This window comes from Duganella rhizosphaerae (genome assembly GCF_040364205.1).
In the GTDB taxonomy this organism is placed as follows: domain Bacteria; phylum Pseudomonadota; class Gammaproteobacteria; order Burkholderiales; family Burkholderiaceae_D; genus Rugamonas; species Rugamonas rhizosphaerae.
Genome location: NZ_BPWK01000002.1, coordinates 692,952 through 705,850 on the forward strand (window position 1 = coordinate 692,952; position 12,899 = coordinate 705,850).

A 12,899-nucleotide genomic window follows, 5' to 3' on the forward strand; every position below is an offset into this window, starting at 1 on the left:
TTTTTATTACGAAATGGTAAGTTCTTATTGCTGATTTTTCATGTCATGATGCTATTCTTTATTTCTTGGGATGCCGTGTTCATGAAGCGATTTTTGTTGATGCTGTGCCTGGCCTTGGCGGGCTGCGGCGGGCCGCAGGTGGTCGTGGTGCAGGGCGAGGGCGCGCAGCAGGCGATTGAGAAAAAATCGCTGGCGATGGTTTTCAGCGGCAAGACCAGCACCGGCTGGACCAAGCATCAACGCGGCACCGGCTTGCAGCAGCCGATGATCACCGACGAGGAAAAACTCGCCACATCGGCCCGCTGCAAGCAATTCGGCAACGGCATTGTCAAGAATCTGCCGCTGATGTCGCGCACCCCACTGGCGCCATACCTGGCCAGCTCCGACAAGGACTACCGCAACGCGCTGACGGTGGAAATCAACCGCATCATTGCCGATACCGACGGCTCGGCCGATATCGTGGTGACCGTTTCCTACGGCGCGCGCGGCAACGACAAGCAGGGCTGGTCGCGCATCATCCACATCCAGGCCAGCCCCTTCAGCTCGGCCGAATCGGTCAGCCGCGAACTGGCCGACTCCATGCTGGCGCAACTGAAGGCCAGCGCCCTGATTCAGTGATGGGTTGGGCGCCCGTCTGGTGCGTTGCCGCAGAGCGGGCCGGCCCTACCAAGTGCGTTGCAGCGGCTCGTTGTACATATAGTCCACCGCTATGCGCCCTTCATCATCCAACAGCAGCAGATTCAGACCGGCTGCGATCGCATCGCCGCCGTTTTTGGGAAGCATGATCCAGTTGAATTTCACACTGTTGTGCAAGCTCGCGACCTGGCCGACCGACTTGAAAAGATAGCCGGCTTGCGCCACCCATTTTTCGTGGGCTTCGATGACGCGTGACTCCAGCGCGGCATGGCCACGCAGCTCGCGTTCCTGCACGTAGTGAACGGCGTCCGCATTCCATAAGGTGGCGATTTGCTGGCGCCTGCGCAGGGCATTTTCTTCATTCCAGACTGCGGCGTAGCGCTCGGCAAGGCCGGTTAAATTGATTTTCATCGTCGCATCCTTTTAAAGTGGGCTGGCAGTCACGCCGGTATCGGCAATGACGACCTTGCCGACGTGTTGCTTGGCCTCGAAATGGGCGTACGCCAGTCTGGCTTCTGCAAATGGGAAAACGCTGTCTATCACCGGGTGCAATTGGTGCTGTGAGATGGCGCGGTTCATCGTCTCAAAGCTTGCCTTGCTGCCGACGAACACCCGGCGTATCGTCACCAGGCCGCGCAATGCGCTGGCGTTCAAGTAGCCTTCGCCCAGCGCCGCCACGAGTGCGAGTTCCGCATTCGCAGCGCATGCGGCCAATGAGTGAGGCAGCGTCTCGATGGATCCGGTTTCCACCACGTGATCGACACCGCGCCCTTGTGTCAGCTTGCGTACTTCGGTCGCCCAGTCGGCATGCACCGTGCGGTTGACGACCTCGTCGGCACCCATGCCGCGCAACAGCGCCGCTTTTTGTTCGCTGGACGTGACGGCCACGACACGTGCCCCGAACAATTTGGCAAACTGAAGCGCAAACAAGGCGACGCCTCCGGTTCCGATAGTCAACACCACATCGCCCGGGGCCAGGGCCCGCCCGCCGACCAATGCGTTCCATGCGGTGACGCCGGCGCAGGGCAGGGTGCACGCCTCGTTGAATGACAGATGCGCTGGCAGCTTGACGGCCGACGAGGCGTCCAGCAACACATACTCCGCCAGCATGCCGTCACGCGTACAGCCAAACTGGTCGGCACCCATGAGCACGTTGAGGCGGCCGTCTTGCCAGAGCGGGAAATAGGTCGCCGTGACACGGTCGCCGAGCGCGAACGTTGTGACTCCTGCTCCGAGCGCGACAACTTCGCCCGCTCCATCCGACAGAGGAACCACGCCCGCTCTGGCTGGAACGGCGTAGCGCTGCTTGACGATCAGCAGGTCGCGAAAGTTCAAGGATCGCGCGTGCACTTTCACCAGGATTTGGCCGGCCCCGGCTTGCGGCGTGGGGCGCTCATGCTGTATCAGGCCGTCAAATGTCCCGAATTGCTGGAGTTCGTAGGTTTGCATAGTCCTTTTCTTCGCGCTGTTGAGTCCACTTTCCGCATCGGTTTCGATGAAGGCGTGACGGATCATCATGGCATCGAAATTATTTGGCAATTACTTCGGAGGTAATGAGCGGCTCACACCCGCCTGGCTTTGAACCATTCTGCAGTGGCAGGATCGGCGGGGAAAAATGTCTCTATGCGTAGTTCATGCACAGTCACGTCATGGGGCGTTCCCATGGTGGTGATGGAACTGAAAAGGTTCAACTCAACGCCGTTTTTCCGGATTTTCGTGGCCAGAAACGGCAGCGTGCGGGTATCCAGATCGCGCGGCTGTGCCGCTTCGAGTATGCCCGGGTACGCGGCCAGCTCGGCCAGCAAGCGAGTCGCCTCACTGCCCGGGCCGTCGCCCATGGCTTCGCGCTGTATCCAGTGCAGCAGGTCGGCGCATACGTCTTGCCAGTTGACGATGTACTGTCGCAAAGCGGCGGGGTCCAGCGTCAGCTTGATGATGTTGACCCCTTCAATTGGCAGCGCCTGGTCTTCCGGCAGATCCAGCAGCCATTGCATCAGCTGGACGGCCGGTCGATTTGTCATCACCAGGTTCCATAGCCGGTCCACCACCAATGCAGGGTAAGGTTCCTGCTGCTGCATCATGAAGTCCAGCGCCTGCTTGACGGCCGCGAGCTCGGGGTCGGACAGTTTGCGTTCCTGATAGGCCGGCGCAAAACCTGCCGCCAACAGCATGACGTTGCGCTCCCGTAGCGGAATCTCCAGCACCAAGCCCAACTTCATGATCAGTTCTTTGCTGGGTTGGGCGCGCCCACTTTCAAGAAAGCTGATATGGCGCTGCGAGATATTGCTGTCGATGGACAAGCGTAGCTGTGTATGGCCGCGCTTGCCTCGCCAATAGCGCAAGGCCTCACCGAAATCACTGAATGGCGTCATGAGTAGGGATCCTGGTTGGCTCGGACGGCAAGACAGTAACATGCAAACGGCGTGTGCGTTGGCCCTTCTCCGAAAATCCCAACGCACCGGTGCGGTATGCCGCCGGCGCTCGCAATGTTCGCCGTGCGAACGCCGGCGGGGGAACCAGGTATCAGTGGTGGAAGGCCAGCGTGATCGAGGTGCCGGTCAGGTCGATGCCCTTGATCGAGATGCTGCCGAAGCTGGCGCCCTCGGTGCCCTTGACGCGGATGTTGTTGAAGTTGAGTTCGCCGATCGACGAGGGCAGGGCCAGGGTCAACGAGCCATCCTTGTTGATGGTGGCGGTGGCCTTGCTCGGATCGTAGACCACGTTCTTCATGCTGGTGTCGGCCTCCAGGAAACCCAGCACCGGATTGAGCAGCTTGGCCATGTCGCCCACCACTTCCAAGCCGTTGTGCTTGGTCTGCTTGACGATTTGCAGCAGCTCTTCACTGAGGCCTTGCGCCGAGGTGTCGCCCAGTTCCTCTTCGCTCAGGGCTTGCAGGCCCGGACGTTCCTTGATCTGCAGGCCGCGCTGGTCCTTGCTCAGCACCACCGGCGTGCCCACCGCCAGCGACGGCAGCGCCTGCGCGGCGTAGGTTTCCATCGGCGCCAGCAGCGAGGTGGCGATGGCCGCCGCCATCCGCAGGCGGCGCTGTTTGCGCAGCGCTTCTTCGATGTGCTGCTGCGTGATCAGGTTCAGCTCGGCGAAGATGTCACCCAGCCGCTGGCCGGTCGTGCGTTGCAGCTCGATCGCGTTGGCCAGTTGTTCTTCGGTAATCAGCTTCTGTTTAACCAGCAGCTGACCCAGCATCGACTTGCTTTGATTATTCGATAACCATCCCATCGCCCCGTCTCCTTTTTGTTGTTATGCCGATTTCTTTATGCCGATTTGCGCGGCGTGGTGGCGTTCATCGACTCGGGCTCAGGCCCGGGCTGATGCGCCATGTGCACGATGTCCGACGGCGCCATGCCGAACCAGCGCTTGCAGGCCCGGTAGAACGCGCTCGGTTCCGAAAAGCCCAGCTGGAAGCTGAGCATCTTCAGCGACAGTTCGCCGCAACTGAGCGATTGCCGCGCCAGCTCGCGCCGGGTGTCGTCGACCAGGTTGGTGAAGCTGGTGCCTTCCTCGGCCAGCCGGCGCTGCAGGGTGCGCTCGCTCATCATCAGCTGGGCGGCGACGTCGTCGCGGTGCGGCGGTCCTTTCGGCAGCAGGCTGGCCAGCAGGCCTTGCACCTTGGCGCTGAAGGTCGGCGGCTCGGCGCGCGCCAGCGTGGCCAGCACGCGTTCGCCGCTGCCCGGCACCAGCGGCGGATTGGCCGGCAGCGCCATGACCAGGTCGGTGTCGGAAAACTCCATGACGTTGTGCGGCATCGAGAACTTGACCGGGCAGCCGAACGTTTCTTCATACACGTAGGCGTTGGCCGGTTCCGGGAAGGTGTATTCGACCACCACCGGGGCGATGTCGTCGCGGCCGGCGGCGCAGCGCAGCGAACGCAGCAGCACGCACCAGACGAAGTCGTAGCGTTGCTGCGGCACGTCGCGGCGCGCGCCCGGCAGCAGCAGGCCGACGCGGGTGTGGCCGTGGCAGCGCTCGATCGAGCTTTGCACCGTCGGCGACACCAGCATGATGTGGCCCATCACGCCCAGCCAGCCGAGCCGGTGCGGCGAGGAGATCTTCAGGCCGATCAGCGGATCGCCGGATTTTTCCACCACCAGTTCCCACAGGTGGCTCAGTTTGTCGGACAGCGTGAGGGCGTCGCAGGCGAGGCCGTCCCCTTCGTCCAGACCGGCTTGCGCGAACAGCGCTTCCGCTTCCACGCCGGAATGGGTCAGGCGCGATTTGACGCCGCGCACCAGATGCAGGGCGGAGGAGTAAGTCATGGCGTGACCGCGGTGCGCAGACGCAGGCCGATTTTTTCCTTCAGGCCTTGCAGTTTGGGATCGATGACGGCGCGGGTGTCGGCGGCCACGCCTTCGCCCAGGGTCTTCTGCATTTCCGGCAGCATCGCCTCGAACTTTTTCTTGACCGGTGATTCGAGGATGGCGATCAGCTGCTTCAGTTCTTCCTCGGTGTAGCGCTCGGCCAGCAGCGGCGCGATGGTGGTCGGGATCAGCTTGTCGGCGCTGCCCTTGGTGATCGGCGTGGCCTCGGCCATGAACAGCTTGGCTTCGCCGACGATGTCGTTCATGGCGGCGTCGCGCTTCTCCGGCGCGGCGCGCCCTTGCAGCATGGCGCGCGCCTGTTGCACCGCGTCGGCCACCGGCGCTTGCAGCATCTGCTGGCCGATGTTGTCCGGGTTCCACAGCTTCAGCACCTTGTCGACCAGCGCCTGCTTGGCCGGCGGCACCGGGGCGGCGGCGTACGCGCCGGCGCAGGCCGAGGCCAGCGCCAGCAGCATCAGGCCGCGCTTGCAATGGGTAGTGAGGGGTGTCGTCATAATGTGCTCCTTAAAAAATCAGAAACGCTTGTTGATTTCAAAACCAAAATAGCGCACGTGGATGTCGCCCTTGACGTTCTGTCCGGCATACGGGTTGTAGATGATGTTGAGGAAGTTGCTGCAGTTCAGATTGCAGTCGGTGTTGGCCGGCACCTCGTACTTGCCGCTCAGGTAGGAGCCGGTGACGCTGACTTCCATGTTCTTGCTGATCTTGTAGCTCAGGCCGGCGCTCAGCAGCTTGGTGTTGGGCAGCGGCGCCAGCAAGTCGATCTTGTCGTTCGGGATAGAGGTCTTGCGCGGCTCGAAGCCGAAGCGCAGCGCCAGCTTTTCGATCGGGAACAGCTGCACGCCGTAGGCCAGGTTGATCACGCTCTTGTAGCCGCGCGGGATGACCAGCTTGGTCGAATCCGGAATGCCGTACAGCCGCGCCACCTCCAGCAGTTTGACGCTCTGGTCGAACTGGAAGCGCAGCGCGTCCCATTCGCTCCAGCGGGCGTAGCTGGCGTCGACGTTGAGCTGGGCGTAGCGGATGGGCTTGAGCTTGATCCCCACCTGCAGGTGCGAAGGGAAGGGGATGATGGCGCTCATATTGCCCTTCTGCGTGGCCGGGATCGAGCTGGGGAAGCCCAGCACGGCGCCGGCGATCGGCCCCAGCAGCGAGGCGTTCATGCCGCGCACGAAGTTGCGCAGCATCGGCTCGGTGTCGAACTGGTAGCTGCCGGTGTAGTGGGTCTTGGAGCCGCCCTGGTAGACCGCGCCCAGCGCCAGCCACGGCCGCGGTTCCCACAGCACGCCGAGGTTGATGGTCGGGTCGAACGGGGCCGTCAGTTCCAGCCGCATATTGGCCGCCTTCTTGAACGGGCTGACCATGCCGTCCTTGCCGCCGCCGCACACGCCGAAGCCGAGCACGTCGATGATGTTGCCGCCGTCTTCCGGGCACCAGCCTTTTTGCAGCTGGCCGAACACGCCCAGCAGCTCGTTGGGGAAGCGCATATTGGTGTCGACCACGAAGGCGGCGTGGGCGATCGGGATCGAGACGCCGAAGCGCAGCGTCTCGGAGAACTTGTAGCCGACCGACGGCGACAGGTAGACCAGGCGCTGGATCTGTTCCTGCCGGCCCTGGTACTGGCCGGGGTCGTTGGGATCGGTGGTGCGGTCCAGGCTCATCGCCTGCGACATATAGCTGTCGGTGGCGAAGGTCCACGGCGAGCCGGCCTTGTTCCAGTACATGCCGACGCCGGGCACGGCCACCGCCGGCAGGCGCCAGCCGGGCATGCCGTAGCCGGGCACGTACATCACCTGGCGCACCGGGCCGGTGCGGGTGTTGGAGATCGGGTCGTCCTTCCAGCCGCCGATGTCGAAGTTCGGTCCCGGCGTGAAGCTGGCCGCGGTGCGGATCGAGGCCACGAAGTTGTGGATGCTCTCGCCGTCGCCGGTCAGCCGCGCCAGGCCGGCGGGGTTGAAGTGGATCGAGGCGACGCCGGGCGGATCGGCGGTCACGGCGTTGCCGAGCGACATGGCGACCACGCTGGTGGTCAGGTTCTCGGTCAGCGCGGCCTGCGCCGACAGCGGACACAGCGCCGCGCACAGCGCCGCGGCCGCGGCGGCGGTGGCGCGGCGGCGCGCGTGGACTGGACTGGACTGGCTCATGGATCGTTACGCCGTCAGAAGTTCAGCGGGATGTTCATGCTCACCGTCATGTTCGGCGAGTCCGGCGTCAGGCCGATGCCGACCGACATATTGACCGTGGTCTTGGGCGAGATGCGGTAGCCCAGGCCCATGTTGAGGATGCTGGAGGTCTGCATGTGGGTCTTGGCTTCCAGGCCGTCGGCAAAGCGCAGCTTGGAGCCGGCCGAGATCGCTTCCTGGAAGGAGATCGTGGTGGAAATGCCATACGACAGCGCATACGCGAAGCCCATGCCGAAGCCGAGCGTGCCGCCCGGCGCCACGCGGGTCAGGATGCGGGTGCCGTTGACTTGCCACAGGTGCTTGGCCGGCAGGCTGGCGGTGTAGTTCAGCGAGCCGAACAGCGCGACCGGGTCGACGATCTTGTTGACGCTGAGGCCGGCCGTGAAGGCGCCGACGCCGCTGCCGGTGGCCTCGCCGCTGCCGGCGATGATCTTGAACGGGCTGCGGCCGGTCGGCAGGCGCACGTTGCTGGTCACGGTCAGGTTGGGGGTGTCGCGGCGCGCCTCGAACGGCTGCCAGCGCGCGCCCAGCAGCAGGTCGCCCAGCGAGTTGGAGACGCCGTTGGACAGGTTGTTGTCCGAGTAGCGCGAGATCAGCGGCAGGGTGACGTTGCCGGTGACGTTGTCGAGCAGGCCGTAGTCGGCCGAGAAGGTGTTGGTGACGCTGTGCGAGCTGGTGTTCTCGATGTTGAACAGGGTGGTGCTGCCGTTGGCCAGGTCGGTGACGATGCGTTCCTCGCCGACGTAGGCGTAGGTCAGGTCGTAGGTGACGGACAGCTGGTTGCGGCGGATCATCGAGTACTGCTTGTCGACGGCGGTCAGGGTTTGCTTCAGCAGCGCGCTCTGGTCGCCTTCGCCTTCCTTCTTGGCCAGGGCGTCGCGGGCGGCGTCGGCGCTGGCCGGGGCGGCGCCCGGGGTGGTGGAGGCTGGCGGTGTCTGTTGCGCCACAGCGGGCAGCGCCAGCAGGGTGGCGGCAATGGCTGCGGCGATAGGCAGGGTACGGAAAATCATCTTGGTCATCCTTGAAGAGTGGTGGCGCTGCTGAGGTTTAATTGCGATGCATCCAGGTGCCGGCGGCGCCCGAGTTGACGGCGCGCAGCAACTGCTGGGCCGAGTTGGACAGGCCGTCCTGCCGGCCCTTGCCTGTGACGCGGTCCATGTCGGTCACGCCCAGTTCCTGGTCGGTCAGCGCGAGGTGCGCCACCGGTTGTTGATCCTTGGCCGGGGAGATGATGAACAGGGTGTTCTTGTCCCACCAGCGCGCGAACTCTTCGACCGAGAACACGATGTTGCCGGCCGACGGGTCGGCGATGAAGACCACGCCGTCGCGTATGCCGCGCAGCACCACGAAGTGCTTGGAGCCGGCGTAGTCGATCGGCACGATGGCCGGTTCGGTGAGCGTCATCAAGTCCTTGATCTCGGCCTTGAAGCCGGCGCCGGACATGCCCAGCGAGCCGACATAGCGCTTCATGTCCAGCAGCGAAAAGCCGCGCCGTTCGATGATTTTTTCCTTCTCGCCCTTGTCCAGCATGCCTTCCATGGCCTGCTGCTCGTTGACCATCACGCCCAGGTGGTAGTTGAGGATGGTGACCAGCGCGGCCGAGCCGCAGCTGAAGTCGAAGGCCTGGCGCACGATGTGTTTGTATTTGAGTTCGGAGAACGGCTCCAGCGTCACCGATTGCACATAGGCGCCGCCGCCCAGCCGGGCTTGCGGCATCTCGAACTGGTCCTTGGGGCGGTCTTGCGGCTCGTGGCGCGACATGACACCGGCGCCGCCGATGACGGCGGCGATCACGGTCAACAGTATCATCAGCATGGCGTCAGCCCTCGCGCACGGCACGCGTCATGCGCGGGAGCGCGTCCATACGCGCGCGATAAAAATGCCGTCGGCACTGGCGGGAAAAACTGCGGGCGTAGGCTGCGCCCAGAGGCGTCGGGCGCCCCGCTGTTGGGTTCATCTTGTCTCCAGTATTTGTAATTAGAACGGTCGTGCTTTATTAAGGCGACAACTCGTCTTTCTTTTCTAGTAATTAATTAACGCATGGTTTGGCAAAACCGAGCATCTGTTTTTTTAGAGCTGTGACTCTAGATAATCCGGGCCGAACTTATGCTACCTGGCGTCCGGTTTGCCGCAACTTTTTGACAACAAGCGTGCAACAACGACCACACTCCGCGTCCTCACTCTGCATGGCTCTCAGGGCCAAGTCGTTGGCTTTGCAAGTCAGCGCGACACGCTGGACCGGCGTCGGGAGCGACTCATATGATGGACTCAATTAATAGTCAAATATTAAGATTTTCACGGTACCAGGCAGTGCGCCGCAGCTCCTACCCGGAGCCAAGGATCAGCCTGTCGGACGTGAGACCGGCCAAAAATTTCAAACACAACTCGGAGATAAAAAATGCAAATCGTTAAAACCGCAATCGCAGCAGCCCTGGCAACCCTGGCTTTCTCGGCATCGGCCATGACCCCGATCCAGGACGCAGAACTGAGCACCGTCAGCGGCCAGGACGGCGTGTCGATCGCTGCCAATCTGAACATCAAGATTGACTCGTTCGTCTACACCGACACCGACGCACTGGACGCCAACGGCCTGGGTGGCGGTTCGGTCAGCTTCAACGGCATCAAAGTTAACGGCCTGATCGCCGCTAACATCGACATCCTGTCGAAAAACTCCTTCCTGGCCGCCGCTGGCGCCGCCGGCGTGACCAACCCAGGCACCTTCTACAACCCAGCCACCGGCGGCGACGTGGTGCAGATCGCTATCCCTGCGAGCGTGGTTGCTGACGGCCACTACCTGAACGTGTCGGTTGACGCGATCAAAATGGGCAACAGCGCAGCATCGTTCGGTTCGGTTGCAATGAACCAGATCGACATGCGCGGCACCACCGTCTGGATCTTCGCGCACTAATCCAGACTTGTCCGCGCTGGCTCGCAGGGTCTGTAGCTTGGCCTGAAAAGTCAGCGCGGCATGCTAGACGCTTGCAACAGCGTAGCCCTAAGATGGTTACGTAGCATTGAAAAAAACACAAATACCTAGACCAAAACCTCACGGAGACGAGCACATGCAATTCATCAAAACCGCAGCAGCAGCAGCCCTGGCAACCCTGGCCTTCTCGGCATCGGCCATGACCCCGATTCAAGACGCAGAGCTGAGCACCGTCAGCGGCCAGGACGGCGTGTCCATCGCTGCCAACCTGAACATCAAGATCGCATCGTTCACCTACACCGACACCGACGCGCTGGACGCGAACGGCCTGGGTGGCGGTTCGGTCAGCTTCAACGGCATCAAAGTTAACGGCCTGATCGCCGCCAACATCGACATCCTGTCGAAAAACTCCTTCCTGGCCGCCGCTGGCGCCGCCGGCGTGACCAATCCAGGCACCTTCTACAACCCAGCGACCGGCGGCGACGTCGTGCAGATCGCCATCCCGGCAAGCGTGGTTGCTGACGGCCACTACCTGAACGTGTCGGTCGACTCGATCAAGATGGGCAACAGCGCAGCATCGTTCGGTTCGGTTGCAATGAACCAGATCGACATGCGCGGCACCACCGTCTGGATCTTCGCTCACTAATCAGTCGAGCAACGGCAGCCGCGCCCGCGGCTGCCGTTCCCACATCATGAGCCCCCTCTATTTCCTGCGTTCGCTGTGGCTGTGCGCGGCTTTGGCCTGCTGCACGCTGACGGCTTCGGCGCAAATGCAGCCGCTGAGCGAAGAAGAGCTGTCCAACACGCGCGGACAAGGTCTGGTCGCGCTGACCAACACCAGCCTGGGCGGCTTCGATTTCAGCAAGGTCGCGCTGGACGCCGACATCACGCTGAGCGCCAACCTGCGCAATATGCGCCTGGGCGAATACACTTACGCCGCCCGCAACGGCACCGGCGCCGACCTCGATATCGGCCTGCTGCAGTTCGGCCGCAGCGACGGCACCGAGGCGCAGCGCCTGGTCCATATCAGCAATCCCTATTTCGAATTCGTCTACAAGAACGCGGCCGACGGCGCCTCGCGCGAGGCGGTCGGCATGCGCTTCGGCTTTGAAGGCATCAGCGGCGATATCGGCCTGAAGATCAACAGCCTGTCGGGCTCGATGAAGGTGAGCGGCCTGGCGGCCGACGGCAGCGCCGTGCAGCTCGATACGCACACCGATGCGCTGGGCGGCAAGCGCTGGGATGGCGGCTGCACCGCGCCGTGTCTGTCGCTGGCGCAGCTGGGCGGTGTGACGGCCGGCGATGCCGCCGGACCGAGCCGCGATTTCTGGATTTCCGTGTTGAAGACCGGCGTGCAATTCCCCAGCGCGGCCGGGGTGCCGCCTTCCGATGCGGCGCAGGCCGGCATCTGGCTGAACTGGCGCGACAAGCTGCAAGCGCTCAACACCACCGGCCTGGTGCCGCCGAATCTGCCGAAGGGCCGCTGATGAGGGCCGCGCGCGCATCCTTGCTGGCGCTGCTAGTCGCCGTGTGCGCGCCGGCGCCGGCGATGGAAGCCTTGACCGATGCGGCGCTGTCGTCGGTGCGCGGACGCGACGGCGTCAGCTTCGACCTGAACGGCTTCGCCATGAGCGGCGACGCGCGCGTGACCTACACCACGCCTATCGGTTCCAGCCTGTACGTGGAAAAATTCAGTGCGTCGCGCAGCGATAATCCGCTGCCGTTTTCCGATCCCTACAAGCTCGACATCGTGGCCGGCGCGCCCGGCCTGGCCGATGTGGTCAATATCGCCTTCCCCTTGAATATCAATGCCGACCAGCGCTGGCAGGCCGCCTACGACTGGGGCGTGACGGCGGACGGCGTCACGCGCGAGCAGGGCAGCGTGGTGATCAAGGACCTGGTGTTTTCCGGCGGCGGCTTGCAGTTCTCCACGCCGCAGGTCAACGACGGCGTGGCTTTCGGCGCCGCGCTGCGCATGGATATCGGCCAGTTGTCGTTCCAGCCGCGCGGCCGCACCGACGCCACCGAAGCGATGGTGCTGAGCGGCGTGCACATCGGCGGCGTCGACGGCAACGGCGTGTTCAACAACACGCCGTGGATGCTGGCCAATGTGGCGTCGCAGCCGGCGGTGATCAATGCGCTGACCGACGAGACCGGGCCGCGCCTGCACATCGGCATTGACTGGCCGGATGCGCGCTACGGCAGCGGCGTGGCGCCGGCCGGCGGCATCGTGGTGGACAATATTTCCTTCGTCAGCCCGGGGCAGGCGACGGTGGACCTGGGGTCGTCGCGCATAGGCTCGATCCAGATCCAGTACCTCGACATAAAGTTCAAGCACTGATGGCGCGCGCCCTGTTCCTATCGCTGCTGCTGGCGGCCGGCGTGGCGCAGGGCGGGCCGTTGCAGGCGCTCGACGACCGGGAGTTGTCGCAGGTCAGCGGGCAGGACGGCATCAGCTTCGCGGCGCACATTTCGCTCAACGATCCGACGCTGGTGGGGGCGGTCAGTGATAGTCGCCTGTCGCTGGGCTTCAACGGCGACGGGCAGAACCGCTACATCGTGTTCAAGAATGTGCGCGGCGTGGTGGACATGTTTGCCGTCAGCCTGGGCGTGCAGACGCGCTCCGACGGCGGCGGCGACTACATCGCCATCGGCCTGCCGGGTTACGTACGCTACACCAACTTCGGCTTCGAATCGCTGAGCGTGCAGATGGATCCGAACGCGCCGGTGACCGGCAACCTGGGCAGCCTCAACATCAACGGCACCGTCTCGCTGCAAGGCCAGGTCCGCCTCTGGTCGCACTAAGAAGTTGCTTCA

General features: G+C 63.3%; 15 protein-coding genes. 6 read left to right on the plus strand and 9 right to left on the minus strand.

Translation table 11 applies throughout. The features are described 5' to 3' along the window. Positions 1 to 81: 81 nt before the first annotated feature. On the plus strand, positions 82 to 618 hold the full coding sequence (locus tag RUGAMON1_RS06830; RefSeq protein WP_445229780.1) for a hypothetical protein: 537 nt from the start codon (positions 82 to 84) through the stop codon (positions 616 to 618). A 45-nt stretch (positions 619 to 663) separates the two neighbouring features. Here RUGAMON1_RS06830 and RUGAMON1_RS06835 read toward each other — a convergent pair whose 3' ends face one another. The 9 genes from RUGAMON1_RS06835 to RUGAMON1_RS06875 all read right to left on the minus strand — a co-directional run bounded on the left by RUGAMON1_RS06835 (position 664) and on the right by RUGAMON1_RS06875 (position 8,971). Continuing rightward, positions 664 to 1,047 (minus strand): hypothetical protein, encoded by a 384-nt coding sequence (locus RUGAMON1_RS06835; protein WP_445229781.1) that lies wholly within the window; start codon positions 1,045 to 1,047, stop codon positions 664 to 666. Positions 1,048 to 1,059: 12 nt separating this feature from the next. After that, the gene (locus RUGAMON1_RS06840) at positions 1,060 to 2,154 is read right to left on the minus strand and encodes a zinc-dependent alcohol dehydrogenase family protein (protein ID WP_445229782.1); all 1,095 of its coding nucleotides are present in this window, start codon (positions 2,152 to 2,154) and stop codon (positions 1,060 to 1,062) included. 44 nt (positions 2,155 to 2,198) lie between these two features. Beyond that, positions 2,199 to 3,008 carry a helix-turn-helix domain-containing protein gene (locus RUGAMON1_RS06845; RefSeq protein WP_445229783.1) on the minus strand — a complete coding sequence of 270 codons (810 nt, stop codon included), beginning with the start codon at positions 3,006 to 3,008 and terminating at the stop codon, positions 2,199 to 2,201. 151 nt (positions 3,009 to 3,159) lie between these two features. Then, entirely contained in the window at positions 3,160 to 3,873 is a 714-nt protein-coding gene (locus RUGAMON1_RS06850; protein ID WP_445229784.1) for a cyclic di-GMP-binding domain-containing protein, MshE-related, read from the minus strand. A 35-nt stretch (positions 3,874 to 3,908) separates the two neighbouring features. Beyond that, positions 3,909 to 4,910 carry an AraC family transcriptional regulator gene (locus RUGAMON1_RS06855; RefSeq protein ID WP_445229785.1) on the minus strand — a complete coding sequence of 334 codons (1,002 nt, stop codon included), beginning with the start codon at positions 4,908 to 4,910 and terminating at the stop codon, positions 3,909 to 3,911. Continuing rightward, positions 4,907 to 5,467 carry a DUF2059 domain-containing protein gene (locus tag RUGAMON1_RS06860; protein WP_445229786.1) on the minus strand — a complete coding sequence of 187 codons (561 nt, stop codon included), beginning with the start codon at positions 5,465 to 5,467 and terminating at the stop codon, positions 4,907 to 4,909. Before RUGAMON1_RS06860 ends, RUGAMON1_RS06855 begins: the two co-directional genes overlap by 4 nt. An 18-nt stretch (positions 5,468 to 5,485) precedes the next feature. Then, the gene (locus RUGAMON1_RS06865; RefSeq protein ID WP_445229787.1) at positions 5,486 to 7,117 is read right to left on the minus strand and encodes an OmpP1/FadL family transporter; all 1,632 of its coding nucleotides are present in this window, start codon (positions 7,115 to 7,117) and stop codon (positions 5,486 to 5,488) included. A 14-nt stretch (positions 7,118 to 7,131) separates the two neighbouring features. Further along, on the minus strand, positions 7,132 to 8,166 hold the full coding sequence (locus tag RUGAMON1_RS06870; RefSeq protein ID WP_445229788.1) for a transporter: 1,035 nt from the start codon (positions 8,164 to 8,166) through the stop codon (positions 7,132 to 7,134). Between the two features lie 37 nt (positions 8,167 to 8,203). After that, entirely contained in the window at positions 8,204 to 8,971 is a 768-nt protein-coding gene (locus RUGAMON1_RS06875; RefSeq protein ID WP_445229789.1) for a C39 family peptidase, read from the minus strand. Positions 8,972 to 9,554: 583 nt separating this feature from the next. On the opposite strand from RUGAMON1_RS06875, the gene RUGAMON1_RS06880 reads away from it, so the two are divergent. The 5 genes from RUGAMON1_RS06880 (at position 9,555) to RUGAMON1_RS06900 (ending at position 12,887) form a co-directional block, all read left to right on the plus strand. Beyond that, the gene (locus RUGAMON1_RS06880) at positions 9,555 to 10,064 is read left to right on the plus strand and encodes a DUF6160 family protein (protein ID WP_152837113.1); all 510 of its coding nucleotides are present in this window, start codon (positions 9,555 to 9,557) and stop codon (positions 10,062 to 10,064) included. A gap of 154 nt (positions 10,065 to 10,218) precedes the next feature. After that, complete coding sequence (locus tag RUGAMON1_RS06885) at positions 10,219 to 10,728, plus strand: DUF6160 family protein (protein WP_445229790.1); 510 nt, start codon at positions 10,219 to 10,221, stop codon at positions 10,726 to 10,728. 46 nt (positions 10,729 to 10,774) lie between these two features. Beyond that, positions 10,775 to 11,569 (plus strand): hypothetical protein, encoded by a 795-nt coding sequence (locus tag RUGAMON1_RS06890; protein WP_445229791.1) that lies wholly within the window; start codon positions 10,775 to 10,777, stop codon positions 11,567 to 11,569. Further along, positions 11,569 to 12,423 carry a hypothetical protein gene (locus RUGAMON1_RS06895; RefSeq protein ID WP_445229792.1) on the plus strand — a complete coding sequence of 285 codons (855 nt, stop codon included), beginning with the start codon at positions 11,569 to 11,571 and terminating at the stop codon, positions 12,421 to 12,423. Before RUGAMON1_RS06890 ends, RUGAMON1_RS06895 begins: the two co-directional genes overlap by 1 nt. Further along, on the plus strand, positions 12,423 to 12,887 hold the full coding sequence (locus RUGAMON1_RS06900) for a hypothetical protein (RefSeq protein WP_445229793.1): 465 nt from the start codon (positions 12,423 to 12,425) through the stop codon (positions 12,885 to 12,887). Before RUGAMON1_RS06895 ends, RUGAMON1_RS06900 begins: the two co-directional genes overlap by 1 nt. Positions 12,888 to 12,899: the final 12 nt, after the last annotated feature.